This is a genomic window from Pseudacidovorax sp. NFM-22 (assembly GCF_021401245.1).
GTDB lineage: Bacteria > Pseudomonadota > Gammaproteobacteria > Burkholderiales > Burkholderiaceae_C > Xenophilus.
The window spans coordinates 480,176-503,334 of the sequence record NZ_JACBFY010000002.1 but is presented as its reverse complement, the minus strand read 5'-3'; the positions used below and the strand labels follow the sequence as shown (position 1 = coordinate 503,334).

The following is a 23,159-nucleotide window of genomic DNA, read 5'->3' as shown; positions in this document are numbered from 1 at the left end:
CCGGGATGAGGATTGCCGGCGGGTGTGCATGCGCTGTGCCAATGCCGTTTTCCTGTTCCACATCAAGGACTTGATCGAAAAGTCCCATACACGTTTTGACCAAATGGTCCAAAACGGTTCGCGGCGATGGGCGCGTGCGCGGCAAGGTGGTGCGCCGCATGCCGGGGCGTGGTGCGTGCGCAGCGGCAGAATCGCGGCTGCCATGCCCAGCAAAACCCGATACCCCGCCGCCCTGGGCGGCACCGCCGACGACCTGGAAGCCGCCTTCTACGACGCGCTGCAGCGCGGCGACGCCGATGCATTGATGGCCTGCTGGGCCGACGAGGAGGACGTGTTCTGCGTCCACCCAGGCGGGCCGCGCCTGGTGGGCGTCGCCGCCATCCGCAGCGCCTTCGAGCAGATGTTCGCCAATGGCGGTGCCGTGCATGCGCGGCCTTCGCATGTGCGCCGCGTCGAAGCCCTGGGCACCAGCGTGCACAACGTGCTCGAACGCATCGAGGTGCTCACCGCCGAAGGCCCGCGCCACGCCTTCGTGCTGGCGACCAACGTGTACCTCAAGACCGAGATGGGCTGGCGACTGGTGGCGCACCATGCCAGCCCTGGCACCTCGCGCGAGCCCGACGACGCGGTGGAAGTGCCGGGCCTGCTGCACTGAGGTCGCCGAGCACAGTGCAGGCCTTCGTCGCGCCCCGCTGGCTGCCGGGCGGCAATGCGCAGACCATCTGGCCGGCTCTCTTCGGCCGCCGCTACACGGGCGCCGCGCCGGTGTACCGGCGCGAGCGCTGGAACGCGCCGGACGGCGACTTCGTCGATGTGGACTTCCAGGACGCGGCCGATCCGGCCACGGCGCCGCTGCTCGTGCTCTTCCACGGCCTCGAAGGCTCGTCGCGCAGCCACTATGCCGAGGCACTGGCCGCGGTCGCGCGCGAACGCGGGCTGGGCTTCGCGGTGCCGCATTTCCGCGGCTGCAGCGGCGAGCTCAACCTCGGGCCGCGCGCCTACCACTCGGGCGACCATGAAGAGGTGGGCTGGGTGCTGGCCCGCCTGCGCGAACGCAGCCCCGCCGGCGTGCTGGCCGTGGGCGTCTCGCTGGGCGGCAACGCCCTGCTGCGCTGGGCCGAGGAGGCTGGCGACAGCGCGGCGGCCGTGGCGCAGGCCGTGGCCGGCGTGAGCGCACCGCTGGACCTGGCCGCCGGGGCCGATGCCATCGGACGCGGCTTCAACCGGCTGGTGTACGAGCGCATGTTCCTCTCGACCATGAAGCCCAAGGCGCTGGCCAAGCTGGCGCAGCATCCGGGGCTGTTCGACGCGGACCGGTTGCGTGCCGCGCGCTGCCTGCGCGACTTCGACGACCTGTTCACCGCGCCACTGCATGGCTTCAAGGATGCGGTGGACTACTACGCCCGCGCCGCCGCGGGGCCGCGGCTGGGCGACATCCGCATTCCCGCGCTGGTACTCAATGCCCGCAACGATCCTTTCGTTCCCGGCGAGAGCCTGCCGGTGCCCGCTCGGGTGACCAATCCGCTCGTGACCCTCTGGCAGCCGCTGCATGGCGGCCATGTCGGCTTTCCGCAGGGCGGCTGGCCAGGGCATGTACGGACGATGCCGCAGGCCGTGGTGGACTGGCTGCTGGCCCATCGCTGAAGCCGCGTAGGTTGACGAAGCCGGCCCTGTCCGGTGCGCCCGGCCGCCGGGCAGCCCTGGCATGGGTGTCGGCCATGGCTCACCCAGGTTGGCGGCATGGGCGACATGGCATGAGGACGTCGGCGCGGACAATGCCGCAATGGATGACATCGTCAAACAGGCACTGGCCAAATGGCCCAACGTGCCCCATTGCTTTGGTTGGCTGGGCCTTGATGCACGCGGCCAGTGGTACATGCGCGACGACCCCACGCAGGCGGCCGGTCCCTTTCCGCAGAGCAAGGGCTCGCTACTGCGGCATGACAAGCTGATCGACTTCATCCAGCGCAACTACGAGCCGGATGCCCAGGGCCAGTGGTTCTTCCAGAACGGACCGCAGCGGGTCTACGTGGAGCTGGAGGCCGCGCCGCTGGTGTGGCGCGTGATGGACGACTTCTCGCTCCAGGCGCACACCGGACTGGCTGGCGCGTTGCAGCGCGTGCTGCTGGATGCGGAGGGTCGCCTGTATGTCGCAGCGCCGGCCGGCCTGGGCATCGTCCATTCGCAGGACATGGGCCTGGCCGCCGACGCGCTGGAGCAGGGCGCTTGGCCAGCGCCCGAGGAGGTGCCGGCGGCCGAGCTGCCGACGCGTTTCGGCTTCGTCCGCAGCCCGGCCGCGGCGCGCGACCTGGCCTCACGTTAGGCGGGAAGGCGCCGCACGGCGCCCGGTTAGTGCGACCCGCGGGGTGCCTGAGTGCCGCTGCGGCGCCACAAAACAGAAAAGCCGGCGATTGCCGGCTTTCGAGGAGGCCCGGAGGCCCAGGCGTGCAGTCTGCGCTGGTTACTGCTTGGCTGGCATTTCAGCGGCTGCCGCAGGGGCTGCTGCCGAGGTGGCCGCTCCATCGCCCGCCGGCGCGGCGGCGGCTGGTGCGGCCGGCTCTTCGAACTTGGCGCCGCCCGAGTTGGCCATGTAGGCCGCGGCGCGGCTGATCTCCACATCGCTGAAGTCGCCACCACCTTGGGGCGGCATGGCGCCCTTGCCCTTGAGCGCATGCTCGGTCAGGGTGGCCAGGCCCTGGCCGATGCGAGGACCCCAGGCCGCGGCATCGCCGAAGTGGGGAGCGCCCGGAATGCCGGGGCTGCCGTGGCAGGCGGCGCATTGGGTCTTGAAGACGGTCTCGCCGTTGGCGAGCGGGCGGTTGGCATCGCGGATCTCGACCATGCCCACCTTGCGGATGCGCTCGGCGACGTCGCGGTCGCGGGCGTCCTGGCTGACGCCGTAGAGGTTCATGTTGTCGCCGGTGGCCGCACCGGAGGGCTTGAGCCCGGACACCACGAAGAAGACCAGCCCCGCAATGATGAGGATGGGGACCACGAAGCCGAAGAGGACCGCGAGCATCAGCTGCTTGGGATTCTTGATCGGGCCCGTATGCGCCTCTTCGGTGGCCGGAGCCGGGTTTTGCGCGCTCTCGCTCATCGCTGTCCTCGGTATCGGGGGCTATTGGAAAACAGCGTTCGATTATAGGGACGGGGGGTGTGCGGACAGGCCCCGGCTGACCCGGGATAACCCCCGCACACCCCCCGAAAGAAGGACTCCTGATGCAGATCAGCGATCGGCCCGAAGGCCGCCGCCGACGCCTGCGTCCGGGCCTACTGGGCGCCGGCCTGCTGCGTGCTGCTGGTCCAGCCGCCGCCCAGCGTCTTGTAGAGCGTGACCTGGTTCTGCAGCAGCGCCAGCTGGGTCTGCACGGCCGTCTGGCGGGCCGTGAACTGCGAGCGCTGCGCGTCCAGCAGGTCCAGCGCACTGGCCACGCCGTTGCGGTAGCGCAGGTCCGACAGGCGCAGGCGCGTGCCTTCGGCCTCGGCCTGGGCGCGGGCGGCACGGGCCTGCTCGCCCAGCGTCTCGCGGCCGGCGAGGGCGTCGGCCACCTCGCGGAAGGCGGTCTGGATGGTCTTCTCGTACTGGGCGACGGCGATGTCGCGGCTGACGCGCGCCGAGGCCAGGTTGGCCGAGTTGGCGCCGGCCGTGAAGATCGGCAGCGTCAGGCTGGGCGCGAAGCTCCAGGCCCGCGTGCCGTCGCCGTTCCACAGGCCCGAGAAGTCGGAGCTCACCGTGCCGATGGAGGTGGTCAGCGCGATGCGCGGGAAGAAGGCCGCCCGCGCAGCACCGATGTTGGCGTTGGCCGCGATCAGCTGCTGCTCGGCCGACCGGATATCGGGCCGCTCGGTCAGCAGGTCCGAGGGCAGGCCGGCCGGCACGTCGGGCATGGCGCGCACGCTGGCCAGCCCGCCGTTGTCGCCCGCCAGGCCCTCCAGCGCACTGGCCGGCACCGGCGCGCCCAGCAGCAGCGCCAGGGCGTTCTCGTCCTGGCGGCGCAGGCGGATCTGCTGCGCATAGGTGGCGCGTGCGTTCTCGGCCAGCGAGACGGCCGACTGGTAATCCAGCTCGGACGCCACGCCGTTGTCGAAGCGCAGCTTGGTCAGCTTGAGCGTCTCCTCGCGCGTGGCCAGCGTCTGGCGGGTGATGGCCAGCAGCTCTTCGTCGGCGGCCAGCGTGAGCCAGCCGTTGGCCACCTGGGCGACCAGGCTGATCTGCGTGGCGCGGCGCGACTCCTCGGTGGCCAGCGCGCGGGCCTGCGCGGCGGCGCTCAGGCTCTGGATGCGGCCGAAGAAGTCGATCTCCCACGCCGTCACGCCCAGGCCCGCCGAGTAGCTCGACGACACCTTGGGCGCGGACGAGCTGTAGGCGCGGGCCGAGTTGGGCTCGGAGCGCGAGCCCGTCGTGCTCAGCCCCACCGTCGGGAAGAGCGCGGCGCGCTGCACGTCGAACTGGGCGCGGGCCTGCTCGATGTTGAGCACGGCCACGCGCAGGTCGCGGTTGTTGTCGAGGGCCGTCTGGATCAGCCCCGCCAGCCGCGGGTCGGAGAAGAAGGCCTGCCAGGGCACGTCCACCGCCGCCTTGGCGCTGCCCGGCTGGGCCGGGTCGCCCGGGAAGGTGGTGGGCACCGGCGCGGCCGGCCGCTCATAGGTGGGGATCAGCGAGCAGCCGCTCATCAGCAGCGCAGCGGCCAGCGCCAGCGGCGCCAGGGGCCCGAAGGGCAGCGTCATCATCGTCTTGGACTCAGCCATGGTTGTCGGCTCCGGATTCTTCCTGAATGCCCGCTTCCTGGGCATGGCGCTTGTTCATGTCCTGCTGGCGCTTGCTGCCCTTGAAGATCGTACGCACCACCACGAAGAAGATGGGCACGAAGAACACGGCCAGCGCGGTGCCCGTGAGCATGCCGCCCAGCACACCGGTGCCGATGGCGCGCTGGCTGGCCGAGCCCGCGCCCGAGGCCAGCACCAGCGGCACCACGCCCAGGCCGAAGGCCAGCGAGGTCATCACGATCGGGCGGAAGCGCAGGTGGGCGGCCTCCAGCGCGGCGGCGATGGCGCTCTTGCCCTGCGCCTGCAGGTCCTTGGCGAACTCGATGATCAGGATGGCGTTCTTCGCCGACAGGCCGATGATGGTGATCAGGCCCACCTGGAAGTACACGTCGTTCGAGTAGCCACGCAGCAGCGTGGCCAGCAGCACCCCCAGCACGCCCAGCGGCACCACCAGGATCACCGACAGCGGAATCGACCAGCTCTCGTACAGCGCCGCCAGGCACAGGAACACCGCCAGGATGGCGAAGCCATACAGGATGATGGCCTGCGAGCCGGCGAGCTTTTCTTCGCGCGACTGGCCCGTCCATTCGAAGCCGAAGCCCGGCGGCAGCTGGCCGGCCAGCTTCTCCATCTCGGCCATGGCGGCGCCCGAGCTGTAGCCGGGCGCGGCCTCGCCGCTGATGCGCATGGCCGGGTAGCCGTTGTAGCGCACGGTCTGCTGCGCGCCCTTGATCCAGCGCGTGGTCGCGAAGGAGGCGAAGGGCACCGGCTGGCCTTGCGTGTTGGACGCGTTCAGGCGCAGCAGGTCTTCGGGCTGCATGCGGGCCGGGGCATCGGCCTGCACCACCACGCGCTGCAGGCGGCCGCGGTTCGGGAAGTCGTTGATGTAGCTCGAGCCCAGCGAGGTCGACAGCGCGGTGTTGATCGCGTCGAAGTTCACGCCCAGGGCCTGCGCCTTGTCGCGGTCGATGTCGATCTGCAGCTGGGGCGCATCCTCCAGGCCGTCGGGGCGCATCGCGGTCAGCACCGGGCTCTTCATGGCCATGCCCAGCAGCTGGTTGCGGGCGTTGACCAGTGCGTCATGGCCCTGGCCCGAGCGGTCCTGCAGCCGGAAGCTGAAGCCGCTGGCCGAGCCCAGTTCGGGAATCGGTGGCGGGTTGAGCGGGTAGATGAAGGCATCGCGCACGCCCGACAGCGCACCGAAGGCGCGGCCTGCCAGCGCGGAGGCCGAGTTGGCCTCGCCGTCGCGCTCCTTCCAGTCCTTGAGCGTGACGAAGGCGATGCCCGCGTTCTGGCCCTGGCCCGAGAAGCTGAAGCCCAGCACGCCCACGATGCTCTGCACCTGCGGCTGCTTGAGCATGAAGTTCTCGACCTTCTCCATCACGGCCTCGGTGCGCTCCAGCGTGGCGCCCGGGGGCAGCTGCACGTTCACCAGGATGTTGCCCTGGTCTTCCTGCGGCAGGAAGGAGGTGGGCAGGCGCGAGTACACGAACACCACGCCGCCGATGATGGCCAGGTAGATGATCAGGTAGCGCGCCGCGCGGCGCAGTAGGCGCGACACGAAGCCTTCATAGCCCTTGGCCGTGCGCGAGAAGCCGCGGTTGAACCAGCCGAAGAAGCCGCGCTTCTCGTGGTGGTGGCCCGCTTCGACCGGCTTGAGCAGCGTGGCGCACAGCGCCGGCGTGAGCGACAGCGCCATGAAGGCCGAGAAGGCGATCGAGGCCACCATCACCGCCGAGAACTGGCGGTAGATGTTGCCCGTGGAGCCGGCGAAGAAGGCCAGCGGCACGAACACCGAGATCAGCACCACCGTCACGCCGATGATGGCGCCGGAGATCTGCTGCATGGCCTTGCGCGTGGCCTGCAAGGGCGGCAGGCCTTCCTCGCTCATGATGCGCTCGACGTTCTCCACCACCACGATGGCGTCGTCCACCACGATGCCGATCACCAGCACCATGCCGAACATGGTCAGCACGTTGATCGAGAAGCCCAGGGCCAGCAGCGTACCGAAGGTGCCCAGCAGGGCCACCGGCACCACCAGCGTCGGGATGAGCGTGTAGCGCCAGTTCTGCAGGAACAGGAACATCACCAGGAACACCAGCACCACGGCCTCGACCAGGGTCTCGACCACCTGGCTGATGGAGATGCTGATGAAGGCCGAGCTGTCGTAGGGGATGGAGTAGCTCACGCCCTGCGGGAAGAAGCGCTTGAGCTCGTCCATCTTGGCGCGCACCGCCTTGGCGGCCTGCAGCGCATTGCCCGAGGGCGACAGCTGCACGCCCAGGCCCACGGCCGGCTTGCCGTTCAGGCGCGCCGAGGTGGCGTAGCTCTGGCCGCCGATCTCGATGCGGGCCACGTCCTTGAGCCGCACGGTCGAGCCGTCGGCATTGGCGCGCAGCACGATGTTGCCGAACTGCTCCACCGACGACAGCTGGCCCTTGACCACCACCGTGGCCGCGATGGCCTGGCCGGTGACGTTGGGCAGGTCGCCGATGGTGCCGGAGGCGACCTGGGCGTTCTGGTTGCGGATGGCGGTGTTGACGTCGCCCGCGCTCAGGTTCAGGCCCTGCAGCTTGGCCGGGTCGATCCACACGCGCATCGCCGTCTCGCTGCCGAAGAGCTGCACCTGGCCGATGCCGGGCACGCGCTGCAGTTCGGGCTGGATGTTGCGCGCGGCGTAGTCGCCCAGCTGCGTGGTGTCCACGGCCGGGTTGGTCGACGACAGCATCGTGAACAGCAGGAAGTTGTTGCGCGACTTGTCCACGCGCACGCCCTGCTGCGTCACGGCCGAGGGCAGGCGCGGCGTCGCGCGCGACAGCCGGTTCTGCACGTCCACCTGCGCCAGGTCGGCATTGGTGCCGGGCTCGAAGGTCACGGTGATCGAACCGGTGCCGTCGGCCTGCGCCACCGACTCCATGTAGATCAGGCCGGGCGAGCCGTTCATCTCGCGCTCGATGACCGACAGCACGCTGTCTTCCAGCGTCTGGGCCGAGGCGCCGGGATAGGCGGCGTTGATGACGATGGCCGGCGGGGCCACCGGCGGGTACTGGGCGATCGGCAGCTGCGTGATCGCCACGCCGCCCATCACCAGGATGAACAGAGCGATCACCCACGCAAAGATGGGGCGATCGATGAAGAACTTGGCCATAGAGGTGCTCGCGTTCCTTCTTCGTGATCAGTCGGGGTTGCGGGCCGGCGTCATTGCTTGGCCGGTGCGGCCGCGGCCGCAGGGGCCGATGCGCCAGCGGCCGGGGCTGCGGCGGCGGTCGTCGGCGGCTGCCAGGGCACGGCCTTCACCGGCGTGCCGGGCGGCAGCATCTGCAGCTTCTGGAAGCCGTCGACCATCACCTGCTCGCCTTCCTTGAGGCCCTCGGTCACGATCCAGCGGTTGTTCCTGCCGGCGGTGATCTTCACGTTGCGCTTGGACAGCTTGCCGTCCTGGCCCACGATGGTCACGGTGTCGCCCTGGTCGGTGCGCGTGACGGCCTGCTGGGGCACGCTGATGGCCTTGTCGACCTGCGCCTGCTCGGTGCGCACGCGCACGTACATGCCCGGCAGCAGCTCGCCCTTGGGGTTGGGCACCTCGGCGCGCAGGGTGATCTGGCCGGTGCTCGCATCCACCGTCAGGTCGGAGAAGAGCAGGCGACCGCGCTGGGCGAACTCGGTGCCATCTTCCAGCACGATGCGCACGTCGGCGGCGTCCGGGCCGCTGGCGCGCTGCAGCTTGCCCTGCGCCATGGCGCGGCGCATGCGCATCACCTCGGTCGCCGACTGCGTGAAGTTGACGTAGAGCGGATCGATCTGCTGGATGGTGGCGAGCTGGGTCGCTTCGCCCTGGCCCACCAGCGCGCCCTCGGTCACCAGCGCGCGGCCGATGCGGCCCGAGATGGGGGCCGTGACGGTGGCATAGCCCAGGTTGATGCGGGCCGTCGTCACGGAGGCGCGGCCGGCCAGCACGTCGGCCTCGGCGGCCTTCTGCGAGGCGACGGCGTTGGCATAGTCCTGCTTGCTCACCGCGTTGGCCTCGACCAGGGGCTTGTAGCGGTCGGCCAGCGCCTTGGCCTGAGCCGCATTGGCCTCGGCGCGCGCCAGGGTCGCCTCGGCGCTGCGCAGCGTGGCCTCGTAGGGCGAGGCGTCGATCCTGAACAGCGGCTGGCCGGCCTTCACGTCGCTGCCCTCCACGAACAGGCGCTTCTGCAGGATGCCGGCGGCACGGGCGCGCACCTGGGCCACGCGCGTGGCCTCGAGCCGGCCGGGCAGCTCGGTCACCAGCCCGACTTCGCCCGGGGTGGCGATCACCACACCGACCTCAGGGGCCGGCATGCCGCCACCCGGAGGGCCGCCGGCCGGTGCCGCGGCGTCCTTCTTGCCGCAGGCCACCAGGGCCAGGCTCAGAAGGACCGCGGTGGCGGCGAGGGTCAGGGGCGAACCGGGACGAAACATCGAACGACTTGCAACAACATGCGATGCAGGCATGCGAATCCTCTTGGAGTGGGATTGAAAAAGCGGAGGAAGCGGACGCGCCGCGGATCGATCATGCGTGCAGGCAGATCGGGGCGCCAGAAGCTTGCCGGGGCAGCAAGTTTACATACATTCTTGAATGTATAGTCGCGGCCCTCACGTTTCGGTTTATTTCGTTTTCTTGCCAAGGAGATGCCGTGGTACGGCGCACGAAGGAAGAAGCCCTGGCCACCCGCCATCGCCTGCTCGATGCGGCCGAGCGGCTGTTCCAGGCCCAGGGCGTGTCGCGCACGTCATTGCAGCAGATCGCCGAGGAAGCGGGGGCCACCCGCGGCGCCGTCTACTGGCATTTCAAGGACAAGGCCGACCTCTTCAACGCCATGATGGAGCGGGTCACGCTGCCGATGGAAAAGGGCGTGCGCCAGGCGGCCGCGCCAGCCGGGGTCGATCCGCTGGACCTCATCGAGCAGGGCATGACGCAGGCGCTGGCGCTCATCGCCGACGACCCGCAGGTGCGCCGCGTCTTCCAGATCGCGGTGCACAAGGTCGAGTACACGGACGAGATGGCCTCGGTGCAGCAGCGGCACCTGGGCGCGCGCGACGCCTGCGTCATGGACTTCGAGAAGGCCCTGCGGCTGGCTGCGCGCATGCGCGGGCTGCGGCTGCCGGTGCCGGCCCGCACCGCGGCGCACGGCCTGCATGCCCTGATGTCGGGCCTGATCGACGACTGGCTGCTGGAGCCGGCGGCCTTCGACCTCGTGCCCGCGGGCCGTCGGCTCTTCGGGGTCTATCTCGCCGGCCTTGGCCTTCCCCGCGACCAGGAGTCGGCCGAGACCGGCGCCGCCGTCCCGTCGGCGGGGCGCCCCGAGCACGCCAAGCGCAGAAGATCGGTCATAATGCCGGGTTCGCGGCCGAACTCGGCGCGACTTTCTCGCCGTATTTCAACGGATAGAATTCGGCCCTCCGAAGGCTGAGATCCAGGTTCGATTCCTGGCGGCGGGACCAAACACAAAACCCGGCTACGTTTCTGACGTAGCCGGGTTTTTCCTTTGTTCTGTCCGATGCGAAGGACCGGGTCCCGGCCCCGGGGCCGACATGCGGCTCCTCGAAGATAAATGAACCACCAAGTTCATTTATGCTTCGGCGATGCGGATGTTCATGCGTTCCCGAGCCCCGGAGCCCGTTCCTGCGGCGGGCCGATTTCAACCGGATGCACAGGCATCGGCTGCGGCCGTTGATGAGGCCGCATGTCGGTCGACAGCCTCGACCTGATCAAGACCTTCCATGAAGTTGCCAGCCGTGGCAGCTTCTCGAAGGCGGCCGTCTCGCTGCAGCTGTCCAAGGCGACGGCCAGCAAGTACGTGGCGGAACTCGAGCGGCGGCTCGGCGTGCGGCTGCTGCACCGCTCCACCCGCGCGATCAGCCTGACCGATGCCGGCCAGCGTCTGCTCGAGCGCAGCACCTACCTCGTTTCCTACGCAGAGGAAATGATGGACGAGCTGCGCGAATTCGGATCGCTGCCCAAGGGAGGGCTCACGCTGAGCGCACCCTACGGCCTGATGTTCGGCGGCTTCAGCGACATCATCGCCACCTATGTGCGCAGCTACCCGGACGTGCGGCTCACCCTGCGCTTCACCAACGAACCGATCGATCTCATCCGCGAGGGCGTGGACCTGCACTTCGGCAGCGGCACCATCGCCGACCAGCACCTCATCGCGCGCCGCGTGATGAAGTTCGACCTGGTGCTGTGCGCTGCGCCGGCCTACTGGGAGCGTTTCGGCAAACCGGCCACGCTCGAGGAACTGACCCACCACAACGTGCTGCAGTACAGCGCCTGGGCGGCGGCGAGCCTGGCGCCGGCACGTCGGCCGGACACGCCGGTCGCCCGTCGGCTTGGCGTCATCGAGGTCAACGACCCGGTGGCCGTGGTCCAGCTGGCGTTGCGGGGCGTGGGCATCGCAGTCGCGCCCAAGCCCGCCGTGGCGTCGTTGCTGGCGAATGGGGAACTGGTCCAGGCCCTGGACGAGCACATGCCCACGGACCTCTGGGTCTATGCGGCCTATTCCGAGCGGCGCCACAAGAGTGCGGCGCTGTCGGCGATGCTGCGCCTCCTGGATCGCTTCGGCCTGGATGTCCAGTGAGCGTGGCGGGACCGCGCTCCGGGTTTCGAAGGATGCCGAAGGTCCGTGTTCAGTCTGCGTGCGCGACGGCCGTGACGGGCGGCCGCTGCGCCGGGGCCTGCGTGTGAGCGCCGGCGCGCACCGCGCCGTCCATGCCGCAGCGGTAGCGGCGCAGCCAGTCGGCATCGACCGTGGGCCGTGCCGGTGCGCGCAGGGCCGCGATGGTGCGCAGATGGCCCGCGTCCCAGGGATCGAGTTCCTCGCCCTCGCTGCCGGCCAGGTCCACCCATTCGGCATCCACGGCCGCCACGCAGCCGATGCCCTCGGGCCACATGGGGCGGCCGAGCGCACGCACCAGATCGGCGAGCCGTTGGCGTTCCTGGTGGGCGTCCGGGGTGCAGGGCCAGGCCACGAAACAGTCCTCGGCCAGCACGGCCACGCGGCGGGGGTCCGTCACGGCCTGGCGCAGGCGGCGCAGCAGTTCCCGGCTCGCGCCGGTCGCCACGTCCTCGCCATAGGCGGCGCGGATGGCCCACAGGTCCGGCAGCGTCACCAGCGCCGCGCGCGAGCCCGACAGCTCGCCGTCCGGGCGCGCGCCGTCCGCCCGTGCAGGGGCGCTCCCGTGCCGCGTCGGCACCGGCGGGAACAGGCAGCGCCGCCCCGCGACGCGCTCGTCGGTGCCTGTTCGCAGCAATGGCAGGGCATCCAGCATGGCTGTCAATGTAGGAAGCCCCCAGGTCGCTGCCGAGCGGAAACGGCCTCGAAATGACAAGTCGCTGACATCTGTCCGCAGCGCCCAGTCAGAGATATGTCAGCCAGTTAACACCTGATGCGCGATGCACCATCGCGGTGAACGAGGTGCCGCCCAATACTCGTGCCGCCATCAGGAGAGCGGGGATCTGGAAGGGCTGAGGAGGTGGGTGACCGACGCAGGGCATGCATGCACGCAATGCCCGGCGCCGGCGTGCCGTGCCTTGGGCTCCTGGCCGCCAAGCCGATGGCAATCCGGCTTGAATCTGTCCAAGGAGAACGTCAGTTGTTTGAAAAGGTCGTGCCCGTCAACAAAGAGCGCCATGCGCAAACGCGCATCAAGGAAATCACGGGCTTTTCCTTCGCCTCCAAGTTCCACATCGCCTACGTCACCATGCACGAGTTCGCCCGTGCCGCGGCGATCTATCCCATCGTCTTCCTCGAAGACAAGGAGAAGGACGAGTTCCGGCCCGTGGCCCTGCTGGGCCTCGATGCCGGCACCAACCTCTTCGTCGGTGCCGACGGCAAATGGGACGCCTCCTATGTGCCGGCGATCATCCGCCGCTATCCCTTTGCGCTGGCCTCGTCCGACAAGGAAGGCCAGTTCACCATCTGCATCGACGAGGGCAGCGAACTGGTGAGCAGCACCGAAGGCAGCCCGCTGTTCGACGACAAGGGCGAGCCCACGCAGGTCATCGAGAACGTCAAGCGCTACCTGTCCGAGCTGCAGCAGATGGACGCGCTGACCCGCGAGTTCGCCAAGTTCCTGGCCGCGCACAACATGCTCACGCCGCTGAACATGCGCGTGCGCGAGTCGGCCGGCATCAAGAACATCGCCGGCTGCTACGTGATCAACGAAGAGCGCCTGAACAACCTCTCGGACGAGCGCTTCCTGGAGATCCGTGCCAAGCGCTACCTGCCTGCGATCTATGCGCAGCTGATCTCGCTGGCCCAGATCGAGCGGCTGGTCACGCTGGCCGACAAGCGCGCCGGCAAGTAAGAAGACGCGGGCCGTGCGCAGGCGGGCGTCGACAAGGCGCGGCATGAAGCCGCGCGCAGGCTGGGTCGCGATGCTGGCCGCGGGCGCCTGCGCGCTCGCGCTGCCGGGCGCGGCGGCGCAGTCGCCCGCCGCGTCGGCGGCCGATGCACGCACGCTCACACCCCGCCGCTTCATCCAGCTGGTGGTGGACCGCAATGCCGAGATCGCCTATGCCCGCCTGCAGGCCCGCATCGCCGACCGCGGGCTGGCGGCCGAGGCCTCGCTCTACCAGCCGACGGCCTTCGGCTCGGTGCGCCACGAAAGCCGGCGCCGCCAGCGCACCGCCGAGGAACAGCTCTCGTCCCTGGCCGCCCGCACCTCGGTGCTGGACGAGATGGTGAACACCGCCGAGGCCGGGCTGCGCATGCGCGCCTCCACCGGCGCGGAGATCAGCACCAGCCTGCAGCGCTCCCTGCGCCGCAACAACCTGATCGAGGCCCTCTACAACGACGGCAGCGACCGCGAGGCCACCGCGCAGCTGGTGGTCACCGTGCGCCAGCCGCTGCTCAAGGGCCGCGGCACCGATGCCGTCGAGGCCGACCTGCGCGTGGCCGAACTCGAACGCGAGGTGGGCTACTGGACCTTCCGCCAGCAGCTGCTCAAGATGGGCAGCGAGGCCCTGTCCGCCTACTGGCAGCTGCAGCGTGCGTACCGCTCGCACCCGCTGCGCCAGCGCCTGCTAGACAACGCCCGCGAAGCGCTGGCCGATGCGCGCGAGCGCGCGGCCGCCGGCCGCGTGGCCGTCACCGTCGAGGACGAGGCCCGCGCCCTGCTGTCGATGCGCGAGAGCGAGCTGCTGCGCAGCAGCCAGGCCATCGTCGAGGCCGAGGCCCGCATCCGCACGCTGCTGGACCTGCCGCCCGAGGACGGCGCCTGGGCCCTGCCCGCGCTGCCGCCGGTGCCCGGCGACGAGGCCGCGGCCGCCGGCGCCTGGGAGCGCCGCCTCGACCAGTGGCCGCCCTTCCAGATCGCCAGCCTGCGCGTGCGCCAGAACCAGCACCGGCTGGACTTCGCGCGCAACCAGGCCCAGCCGCAGCTGGACCTGCAGGCCAACTGGGGCTCGCACGGCCTGGGCCGCAATCCCCACTCGGCCATGACCCCCGTGACCCACAACCGCTACCCCGACTGGTATGTGGGCCTGTACTACGAGCAGCCGCTGGGCGGCACCACGCGGCCCGAGGCCCAGTACCAGGGCCAGCAGCTCAAGCTGGAGCAGGCCGAGCTGGAGGCGCGCAACGCCCGCATCGGCTTCGCCAACGACTGGCGCAGCCGGGCCGACGCGCTGCAACTGGCCCGGCGCGACGTCGAGCAGCTGCGCGCCGACCTCGACAGTCGCGCCCGCCTGCTGCGGGCCGACGAGTCCGGCCTGCGCGACCAGCTGGTGCCGCGCGCCCGCGTGTTGCGCCGCGAGGCCGAGACGCTGGAAAGCGAGCTGCGCCTGGTCGAAGGCGACGCCCGGCTGTGGACGGCCCTCACCCTGTTCCAGCAGTCCGAAGGGCTGCTGCTCGCCGCCTACGGCGTGGACGTCACATGGCAATGAAACGACGCCCCGGCACCGACCGCCTGCGGGGCCGGCGCGCCGCCGTCCTCGATGTGCGCGCCGCGGCCTTCGGCCTGCTGCTGCTGGCCGCCAGCGCCGCGCTGCACGCGCGCGAATTCACCGGCCTCGTCCATGCGCGGCACGACCTGCTTCTGAGCGTGAGCGTGCCCGGTGTCGTGGCCCGCGTGCCCGTGGCCGTGGGCCAGCGGGTGGAGGCCCGCACGCCGCTGCTCTACATCGACGAGCGCATCCAGGCCACCGAGGTGCAGCGGCGCCGGGTGATGCTGGACGACCTCTCCGAGCTGCGTGCCACCGAGGAGCGCGTGCGCACCCTCGCGCCGCTGTACGAGGACACGCGCAAGCTGCTCAATGCCCGCGGCGCGGTCAGCCGCGACGAGGTCGCGCGGCTGGAGCTGGACCTGGTCACCGCGCGCGGCCGCGTCGCCCAGCTGCAGGCGCAGAAGGTGCGCGAGCGCGTCGAGCTGGCCGCGGCCGAGCAGGAGCGCGAGCTGCGCCGCCTGACGGCCCCCGTGGCCGGGGTGGTCACGCGCGTGGACACCGACGTGGGCGAATGGGCCAAGCCCGGCGACGCGCTGATCCAGCTGGTGGACGCCGACAACTGCTACCTCAAGCTCAACCTGCCGCCGGCCGCCGCGCTGCCGCTCAAGGCCGGCGCCGAGCTGCCGGTGCGCTTCGACCCGGCCACCGGCGTGGCGCCGGTGCGCGCCCGCGTCAGCTACATCGCGCCCGTCATCGACGCCGCCAGCGGCCTGGTCGAGGTGCGGCTGGGCTTCGCCAACCCGAAGGGCGCGGTGCCCGCGGGCATCAAGGGCATCGTGGACCTGCAGGAAGGGAGCCGCTGATGGGCGCGGCCGACCCTCCCCACACGCTCGGCGCGCCGGACGCGCTGGGGCTGGTGCAGGCCCTGCAGGCGCTGCGCCGCCGCTCCAGCGGCGAGCCCGGCTTCTGGGACGAGTACGCCGCGGGCCTGCGCCACCTGTGTCGCGCCCGCCGCGTGTGGATCGCCGGCCGCGTCGATGCCGCCGCCGAGCCCGCCCTGGCCGACGGCAGCGGCTGGCAGCTGCTGGGCGGTGCCGCCGAGGCGGCCCTGCCCATGGCGGGCGTGATCGATGCCGCCACGCTGGCCAGCCTGCAGGCCCTGGCGCCGCGCGCGGCCGACAAGGGCTTCGCGCTGATGCCCCTCACGCACGAGGGCGTCGCGCTGTTCCACCTGGCCGTGCGGCAGGCCGGCGAGCGGCCGGTGCTGGCCCTCATCGAGATTCCCCAGCGCGAGCGCGCCAGCCTCAACGAACTGGCCCTGCGCGCCCAGCTCGTGGCCGACATGCCGGGCGTCGGCGCCCCGGTCGGCGCGGCGGTGGGTGAGGGCGTCCCGGCCGCCTCGCCCACGCTGCCCGCGCTGCTGGCGTTGGCCACCGAGGTGCAGCGCGAGGCCCACGGCAGTGCCGCCCGGCTGGCCCTGGTCAACGGCCTGGCTGCCCTCTGCGGCGCCTCGCACGTGGCCCTGGGCTGGGTCGACGAGGGCCGTGCGCAGCTGGCCGCCATCAGCCACCTGGACCGCTTCGACGCCGGCACCGACCTGATCGCCCTGGTCGAGGCCGCCATGGACGAGAGCCTGACGCACGAGGGCGTGCTGCAGGCCGACCAGGCGCCCGTGCTGCAGCGCCTGGGCGAGGCCCTGGGCCTGCCCGCGGTGTGCGCCATGGCCATCGGCCCCGAGAACGGCCCGCCCGAGGCCGCGCTGCTCTTCGCGCTGCCCGAAGGCCGCGGCGTGGACGAGCCCGGCCTGGCCCGGGTGCGCGGCATGGCGGCGCTGGTGCTGCCGCGCCTGGCCGAGCTGCGCCAGCGCGAGCGCTGGTGGGGCCTGCGTGCGCGCGACGCCCTGCGGCTGCGCCTGGCGTCCTGGCTGGGGCCGCGCCATGTCTGGCCCAAGGCCGTGGCCGTGGCGGCCGGCCTGTTCGTGCTGTACGCCGCCTTCGCCACCTGGGACTACCGCGTGCACGGCACCGGCCAGCTCGCCACCGACAGCACGCGCGTGCTGGCCGCCGGCTACGACGGCCGCGTCGACAGCGCCGAGACCAGCGCCGGCGAGCGCGTGCAGAGCGGCCAGCTGCTCGCCACGCTCGACACCCGCGAGCTGCGCCAGCAGGAGAACGATGCCGACGCCGAGGTGCGCCGCTTCGGCGCCGAGGCCGACAAGGCCCGCGCCGCCGCCGCCTGGGCCGAGATGGAGGTGTCCACCGCCCGCCAGCGCCAGGCCCAGGCGCGCCTGGCCCGCGTGCGCGAGGCATTGGCCCAGGCCGAGGTGCGCGCGCCCTTCGACGGCGTGATCGTCGAGGGCGAACGCAAGGACCTGCTCGGCGCCCCGGTCAAGAAGGGCGACAAGCTCTTTCGCATCGCCCGCGTCGAAGGCCTGTACGTGGTGGCCACGGTGCCCGAGGGCGACATGCCCCTGGTGCCCGCGCAGGCCAGCGGCGAGCTGGTGCTGGTCAGCGACCCCGACCGTCGCATCCCGCTGCGTGTGACGGCCGTGATCCCCGTGGCCCAGACCAAAGGCCAGGACGGCAACCAGTTCCTGCTGCGCGCCGAGATGCAGCAGCCCGCCGCCGACTGGTGGCGGCCCGGCATGAGTGGCGCCGTGCGCATCGACGCCGGCGAACGCAACGTGGCGTGGATCCTGACCCACCGGCTGGTGGACAAGCTGCGCCTGTGGCTGTGGTGGTAGCGGAGCGCACACGACATGCCCGGCGCCGCCTTCAGTGACACCTGGTACCGCGTGGCCGGCCAGCGCGTGGCGCTGCAGCCGGCCGTGCAGGCGCGGGCCCAGCGCTACCGCGGCCAGCTGTGGTTCGTGCTGGAGGACGTCTACGCCCACCGCTTCTTCCGCGTCACGCCGCAGGCCTACGACTTCGCCCGCGCGCTCGACACCGGTCGCACCGTCGACGAGGTCTGGCGCGAGTACGTGCGCGTGCACGGCGCCGCCGCCCCCGGCCAGGACGAGGTGGTGCGCCTGCTGTCGCAGCTGCACGTGTCCAACATGCTCGTGACGGCCGGCTCGCCCGACAGCCATGCCATCGACGAGCGCAGCCGCCGCCAGAAGGACCGCGAGCTGCAGGGCAAGCTGCTGTCCTTCCTGTACGTCCGGGTGCCGGTGTTCAACCCCAACCGGCTGCTCGACCGCCTGCGTCCGCTCGTCATGGCCTGCACCGGCCGCGCCGCGGGCGTGGTGTGGCTGCTGGCCGTGCTGGCCGGCGTGTGGACGGCCGTGGAGCATTCCGAGCGCCTGGGCCGCCATGCCGACGGCGTGCTCTCGCTGTCCAACCTGCCCTGGCTCTACCTGGGCATGACGCTGCTGAAGGTGCTGCACGAGACGGCGCATGCCTTCGTGGTCAAGCGCTACGGCGGGCAGGTCCACACCTTCGGCGTGATGTTCCTCATCTTCACGCCGCTGCCCTATGTGGACGCCACCGCCACCTGGGGCTTCGGCAGCCGCTGGCGGCGCGCCTACGTGGGCCTGGCGGGCGTGGCCACCGAGCTGTTCTTCGCCGCCCTGGCCACGCTGCTGTGGGCCCACACCGCCGAAGGGCCGCTCAACGGGCTGGCCTTCAACATCATGTTCATCGGCTCGGTCTCGGCGCTGCTGTTCAACGGCAATCCGCTGCTGCGCTTCGACGCCTACTACGTGCTCACCGACCTGGTGGAGATGCCCAACCTCTACCAGAAGGGCCAGCAGCAGGTGATGGCCTGGTGCGACCGCGTGCTGCTGGGCAACCGCGCCGCCGCCGGCCCCGCCACCGATGCGACCGAGCGCCTGTGGTTCACCGCCTATGGCTGGGCCAGCTTCGCCTACCGCCTGCTGCTGAGCGCGACCATCCTGCTGACCACGCTGGACAAGTGGTTCGGCGTCGGCCTGGCGCTGCTGGCCACCACCGTCGTCACGCTGCTGGTGCTGCCGGGGCGCAAGTTCGCCGCCTACCTGGCCGGTCCGGCCGTGGCCGGGCGCCGCACGCGGGCCGTGGGCACCGTGGCGGGCCTGGTGCTGGCGGTCTACGTGCTGGCCGCCTGGGTGCCGCTGCCCCATGCGGTGCGCGTGCCCGGCGTGCTGGAGGCACAGCGCCGTGCGCTGCTCTTCGTCGAATCGCCGGGCGTGCTCACCGAGCTGCGTGTGCGCCACGGCCAAAGCGTGCGCCGCGGCGAGGTACTGGCCGAGCTGCGCAATCCCGACCTCGACCTCAACATCGACCTGGCCGCCCTGCAGCTGGACGAGCTGCGCACCCTGCAGCTGCAGTCGCTGCAGCGCACGCCCGCCGACGCCGCGCCGCTGCAGGTGCGCATCGACGCCACCCGCCAGCAGCTGGACGAGCTGCGCGCCCTGCGCGAGCGCCTGACCGTGCGCGCCCCGCAGGACGGCGAATGGGTGGCGCCGCAGCTGCACGAGCGCCGCCAGGCCTGGATCGAGCGTGGCCAGCTGCTGGGCGAGGTGGTCGATGCCGGCCACTACCGCTTCAGTGCCGTGCTGGCGCAGGGCGACGCGGCCGACCTGTTCGGCGCGCCGCCGGTGGCCGGCGAGCTGCGCCTGGCCGGCCAGGCGGGGCAAGGCATCGCCGTGCAGCGGCTGGAGGTGATCCCGTACCAGCGCGAGCGCCTCGCCTCGCCGGCCCTGGGCCTGCCCGGTGGCGGCGAGGTGGCCGTGCGGCCGGACGACAGCACCGGCACGCTGGCGGCCGAATCCTTCTTCGAGCTGCGGGCGCCGCTGCCTGCCGGCGCGGCGGCCACCACCTATGCCGGCATGTCCGGCGTGCTGCGGGTGGCCCTGCCCGCGCAGCCGCTGTGGGACCGCTTCCACAAGGGTTTCCTGCAACTGCTGCAGAAGAGGTACGCGCTGTGATCCTGCCCGGCGCCGACGCCTCCCACGACAGCACGCCGGCCGCGCCGGCGCTGCGCTCGCCCTGGGCCGGGCGCAGCACGCTGCCGGGCTGGTGGCGTCTGCAGGCTTGGCGCCAGCAGGCGATGCTGGCGGCCCTGCTGCAGTCGGCACGCGCCGCCGAGCCACCGCTGCAACTGCTGGACGACGAGGCGCTGGCCGCCCGGGCGCGCCAGGCCCGTCACGCGCTGCGCGCCGCCGTGGCCCGCGCCGGCGAGGCCGCCACCGGCACCACCGTGGCCGCCTGGGGCGCCGCCGCTGCGGCGGCGGCCGAACTGGCCTCGCGCAGCCTGGGCCAGCGGCCCACGCCGGCCCAGCTGCAGGCGGCCCTGGCCATGGCGCAGGGCCGGCTGGTCGAGGCCGGCCCCTGCAGCGGCAAGAGCCTCGCCATCGCGCTGGCCGCCGTGCTGGGCGCCTGGGCCGGCCGCCGCTGCCACCTGGTGTGCGGCAACGAACTGCTGGCGGCGCGCCATGCCGCCGCCTTCGGGCCGCTGTACCTGCGCAGCGGCGTGCCCTGCGCCGTGCTGCCGCCCCAGGCCCCCGCCGACGCGGCGCCGCAGGCCTACGGCGCACAGGTGCTGCTCGTCACCGCCCGCCGCCTGCTGGCCGACCGGCTGCGCGATCCCGCGCTGTGGCCGCGCGCCACGCCCTGCTGGGCCCTGGTGGACGACGCGGACCGCGTGCTCATCGACGACGCCGTGCATCCGCACGTGGCCAGCGAGCCCGGCCACAACCCGCTGCTGCTGGAGGCCATCGCCTGCGCGCAGGGGCTGGCCGAGGGCTTCCGCGCCGGTGAGCACTACCACGACCGCCGCCGGCTGCTGCGCTTCACCCCCGCGGGCCAGGCGTTGCTGGCCGAGGTGGAGGCGCGGCTGCCCCCCTTCTGGCGCGCGCCCCGCCGGCGCGACGAGCTGCTGATGCAGGCGCTGGTGGTGCGCGACCGGCTGGTGCGCGGCCGCCACTACGACGTGCAGCCTGGCCCGGCCGGCGGCGCGCGCATCGTGCTGGGCGGCGAGATGCCGCTGGCGCAGCTGGTGCCCGAGCGCAGCCTGCACACCGGCCTGCTGCAGGCGCTGGAGGCGCGCGAGGGCCTGCCCCTGTCGCATCCGCCCGCCACCCGCGGCCGGCTGTCGCACCAGGAACTCTTCAGCGGCTACCGGCTGCTGGGCGGCATCGCCTCGTCGCTGCGCGGGCTGGAGTCCGAGCTGTGGCGCATCTACGGCGCCGTGGTGCTGCGCCAGCCGCGCACCGCCGCGCCGCTCGCCCTGCGGCATGGCCTGGCCGCGACCGACGACGAGGTGCGCGCCCGCCAGGCCGCCGAGGCCGCGGCCGAGGCCGTGCGGCAGGGCGCTGCCGTGCTGGTGGGCCTGCGCCGCATGGAGAGCTTCCGCCTGCTGGTGCCGGCGCTGCGCGCGCACGGCCTCAGCCCCGCCGTGCTGGGCGCCGCCGCGCCGGGCCCCGACGACGGGTTGCTGCGTCCCGGCGAGGTCGTGCTGGTGCCCGAGCCGCTGCTGGCCGGCCTGGACGTGCGCACGGTGCCGGCCACGACGCCGCTGCATCTGCTGCTGCCCGAGGCGCTGGATGCGGCCCGCACCGAGGCGCTCTTCCACGCCCGCGGCCAGCGCCTGCCGGCGCCGCGCCGCAGCCTTCGGCTGTGGTCCGCCCCCGCCGGCACGCCGCTGACGGCCGCCGTGGCGCGACTGCAGTCGGCCCTGCCGGCGCGCCTGGCCGATCCCCTGGCGCTGGTGCTGCTGCGCACCGGCCTGCGCCTGCAGCGCGCCGCTGCCGCGCGCCAGGCACGCCGCCAGCGGCGCCAGCTCTTTCTGCACGAGCAGCAGCTCGTGCTCCAACTCTCCTTCGCCGCTCGCGGCGAGGCCCCTGTCCTGCGAGGTGAACTGCATGCCCCCCTTCCTTGAACCGATGCGCGCCCTGCGCCGCGCGCGCCCCTGGCCGCTGCTCGTGCTGGCCCTTGCCGGCTGCGGAGGCGGAGGCGGCGGGGGAGGCGGCGGCTTCTTCCTGCCCGTGCCCGAGACGCCGCTGGTGCTCAGCATGGCCGACAGCGTCGCGCTGGAGTCCGGCAACGGCATCATCTTCACGGTCAAGGTCGAGTCCGGCCCCAACGTGGACAAGACCATCACCTTCACCACGGCCGACCTGGCGCCCAACCTGGCCGCCAAGCCGGTGGCGGGCTATGCGCGCGGCGGGGCCAACTGCCCCGCCGGCGGCGACTACGTGGCCGCCAACGGCACCTCGCTGCGGGTGCCGGCCGGCGCCTCCAGCGTGACCTTCGCCATCCCGCTGTGCGACGACGGCACCTTCCAGGCCAACAAGCGCTTCCGCGTGAGCATCGGCGGCGCCTCCAATTCGCCGGTGGCCTACGGCACCATCCTCAACGACGATGCGGGCGGCCTCAACGACACCGGCATCGCCCAGTGCTACACGGCGGCGGGCGCGGCGGTGGCCTGCCCGGCCAGCGGCCTCGCGGGCCAGGATGCCGAATACGGCCGCGACAGCCGGGCCCTGACCGGCGGCGGCAGCGACGGCCCGGCCGGCTTCAGCTATGCCAAGGTCTCGGCCAGCGGCCAGGCCATGGCCTCCGGGGACAGCGGCTGGGCCTGCGTGCGCGATGCGGTCACCGGCCTGATGTGGCAGGTGCAGCAGGGCGTGAGCCAGCCGGCCGCCACCGCCTTCGCCGACGTGCAGGCGCAGATCGACGCCGCCAACACGGCCCGCCTGTGCGGCGCCAGCGACTGGCGCCTGCCCGAGGTCGCCGAGCTCGACAGCCTGGTCAACGCCGGCCGCAGCACCGGCGTCGCCGCCACCACCGAGTGGTTCTCCGACCTGGCCGGCCTGGGCAACCAGGCGCGCTCGGTGTTCTGGAGCAACACCACCTATCCCGACGACACGCAGACCGCCTGGGTGGTGGACTTCTCGCTGGGCATCGTGGGCCCGCGCAACAAGGCCGATTCGCCCGGCAATGCCGTGTCGTTGCGGCTGGTCAGCGGCGGCAGCGCGCCGGCCCTGTCGTCGGCGGCGCCGTGCACCGCCGACTCGGCCAAGTCGGCGTCCGACCGCTACAGCGCGCCCGGCGACGGCACCGTCACCGACCGGCGCACCCAGCTCATGTGGGCGCAGTGCCCGCAGGGCCAGAGCGGCGGCAGCTGCGAGTCGGGCAGTGCCGCCAGCTTCAGCTGGAGCGGCGCGCTGGGGCAGGTGGCGGCGGCCAATGCCGCGGGCTGGCTGGGCTACAGCGACTGGCGCCTGCCCAACCGCAACGAGTTGGCGTCGCTGGTCGAGCGCCACTGCCGGGCCCCCGCCTTCAACCGGGCGTACTTCCCCAACAGCGCGGGCGCCAGCTACTGGAGCAGCTCGCCGGCGGTGCCCAGCGCGGGCAGCGCCTGGTACGTGGACTTCGTCGATGGCGACGTGGCCATCGCGGACATGGCGGGCAACCGCCGGCTGAGGCTGGTGCGGGCGGGCCAGTGACACCCGGCTGCCGGCGGGCGCCACGCCCCCGTGCCGATCGCGCACGGGGGCGTT

17 protein-coding genes and 1 tRNA gene are annotated in these 23,159 nt (G+C 72.0%); 13 read left to right on the top strand and 5 right to left on the bottom strand.

Going from position 1 to position 23,159, the window contains the following annotated elements:
* Positions 1-202 precede the first annotated feature (202 nt).
* The 3 genes from L0984_RS07850 (at position 203) to L0984_RS07840 (ending at position 2,323) form a co-directional block, all read left to right on the top strand.
* A complete protein-coding gene (locus L0984_RS07850; protein ID WP_076507440.1) occupies positions 203-655 on the top strand; it encodes a YybH family protein in 453 nt (150 codons plus the stop codon).
* A 14-nt stretch (positions 656-669) separates the two neighbouring features.
* Complete coding sequence (locus L0984_RS07845; protein WP_234193156.1) at positions 670-1,644, top strand: YheT family hydrolase; 975 nt, start codon at positions 670-672, stop codon at positions 1,642-1,644.
* 139 nt (positions 1,645-1,783) lie between these two features.
* Positions 1,784-2,323, top strand: coding sequence for a DUF2946 family protein (locus L0984_RS07840; protein WP_234193155.1), 540 nt, complete (start codon positions 1,784-1,786; stop codon positions 2,321-2,323).
* Positions 2,324-2,461: 138 nt separating this feature from the next.
* Here the strand turns inward: L0984_RS07840 and L0984_RS07835 are convergent, their stop codons facing one another.
* From L0984_RS07835 to L0984_RS07820, 4 genes are all read right to left on the bottom strand, one after another.
* The gene (locus L0984_RS07835) at positions 2,462-3,097 is read right to left on the bottom strand and encodes a c-type cytochrome (RefSeq protein ID WP_234193154.1); all 636 of its coding nucleotides are present in this window, start codon (positions 3,095-3,097) and stop codon (positions 2,462-2,464) included.
* 173 nt (positions 3,098-3,270) lie between these two features.
* Positions 3,271-4,749 (bottom strand): efflux transporter outer membrane subunit, encoded by a 1,479-nt coding sequence (locus tag L0984_RS07830; RefSeq protein ID WP_280525148.1) that lies wholly within the window; start codon positions 4,747-4,749, stop codon positions 3,271-3,273.
* A complete protein-coding gene (locus L0984_RS07825) occupies positions 4,742-7,915 on the bottom strand; it encodes an efflux RND transporter permease subunit (RefSeq protein ID WP_234193153.1) in 3,174 nt (1,057 codons plus the stop codon). The genes L0984_RS07830 and L0984_RS07825 overlap by 8 nt, the downstream gene beginning before the upstream one ends.
* A gap of 50 nt (positions 7,916-7,965) precedes the next feature.
* Complete coding sequence (locus tag L0984_RS07820) at positions 7,966-9,243, bottom strand: efflux RND transporter periplasmic adaptor subunit (protein ID WP_234193152.1); 1,278 nt, start codon at positions 9,241-9,243, stop codon at positions 7,966-7,968.
* Between L0984_RS07820 and L0984_RS29940 the strand changes: the two genes are divergently transcribed.
* From L0984_RS29940 to L0984_RS07805, 3 genes are all read left to right on the top strand, one after another.
* The gene (locus L0984_RS29940; RefSeq protein WP_370645935.1) at positions 9,234-10,202 is read left to right on the top strand and encodes a TetR family transcriptional regulator; all 969 of its coding nucleotides are present in this window, start codon (positions 9,234-9,236) and stop codon (positions 10,200-10,202) included. The genes L0984_RS07820 and L0984_RS29940 overlap by 10 nt on opposite strands.
* Positions 10,159-10,233 (top strand) — tRNA-Arg (locus L0984_RS07810). The genes L0984_RS29940 and L0984_RS07810 overlap by 44 nt, the downstream gene beginning before the upstream one ends.
* 242 nt (positions 10,234-10,475) lie before the next feature.
* Positions 10,476-11,369: a LysR family transcriptional regulator gene (locus L0984_RS07805; RefSeq protein ID WP_234193151.1), complete on the top strand. Its 894-nt coding sequence runs from the start codon at positions 10,476-10,478 to the stop codon at positions 11,367-11,369.
* 49 nt (positions 11,370-11,418) lie between these two features.
* On the opposite strand, the gene L0984_RS07800 is transcribed toward L0984_RS07805, so the two are convergent.
* Positions 11,419-12,060, bottom strand: coding sequence for a hypothetical protein (locus L0984_RS07800; RefSeq protein ID WP_234193150.1), 642 nt, complete (start codon positions 12,058-12,060; stop codon positions 11,419-11,421).
* Between the two features lie 339 nt (positions 12,061-12,399).
* On the opposite strand from L0984_RS07800, the gene L0984_RS07795 reads away from it, so the two are divergent.
* Genes L0984_RS07795 through L0984_RS07765 form a run of 7 tightly spaced genes read left to right on the top strand, consistent with a single transcriptional unit; the run spans position 12,400 to position 23,105 of the window.
* Positions 12,400-13,098: a SapC family protein gene (locus tag L0984_RS07795; protein ID WP_234193149.1), complete on the top strand. Its 699-nt coding sequence runs from the start codon at positions 12,400-12,402 to the stop codon at positions 13,096-13,098.
* A gap of 43 nt (positions 13,099-13,141) precedes the next feature.
* Positions 13,142-14,677 (top strand): TolC family protein, encoded by a 1,536-nt coding sequence (locus L0984_RS07790; protein ID WP_234193148.1) that lies wholly within the window; start codon positions 13,142-13,144, stop codon positions 14,675-14,677.
* Positions 14,674-15,540, top strand: coding sequence for an efflux RND transporter periplasmic adaptor subunit (locus L0984_RS07785; protein ID WP_234193147.1), 867 nt, complete (start codon positions 14,674-14,676; stop codon positions 15,538-15,540). The genes L0984_RS07790 and L0984_RS07785 overlap by 4 nt, the downstream gene beginning before the upstream one ends.
* Entirely contained in the window at positions 15,540-17,420 is a 1,881-nt protein-coding gene (locus tag L0984_RS07780; protein WP_234193146.1) for an efflux RND transporter periplasmic adaptor subunit, read from the top strand. Before L0984_RS07785 ends, L0984_RS07780 begins: the two co-directional genes overlap by 1 nt.
* Positions 17,421-17,435: 15 nt before the next feature.
* On the top strand, positions 17,436-19,583 hold the full coding sequence (locus L0984_RS07775; RefSeq protein ID WP_234193145.1) for a biotin/lipoyl-binding protein: 2,148 nt from the start codon (positions 17,436-17,438) through the stop codon (positions 19,581-19,583).
* Positions 19,580-21,535, top strand: a complete 1,956-nt coding sequence (locus L0984_RS07770) for a hypothetical protein (RefSeq protein ID WP_234193144.1) — start codon at positions 19,580-19,582, stop codon at positions 21,533-21,535. The genes L0984_RS07775 and L0984_RS07770 overlap by 4 nt, the downstream gene beginning before the upstream one ends.
* Complete coding sequence (locus tag L0984_RS07765) at positions 21,519-23,105, top strand: Lcl C-terminal domain-containing protein (RefSeq protein ID WP_234193143.1); 1,587 nt, start codon at positions 21,519-21,521, stop codon at positions 23,103-23,105. The genes L0984_RS07770 and L0984_RS07765 overlap by 17 nt, the downstream gene beginning before the upstream one ends.
* Positions 23,106-23,159 lie beyond the last annotated feature (54 nt).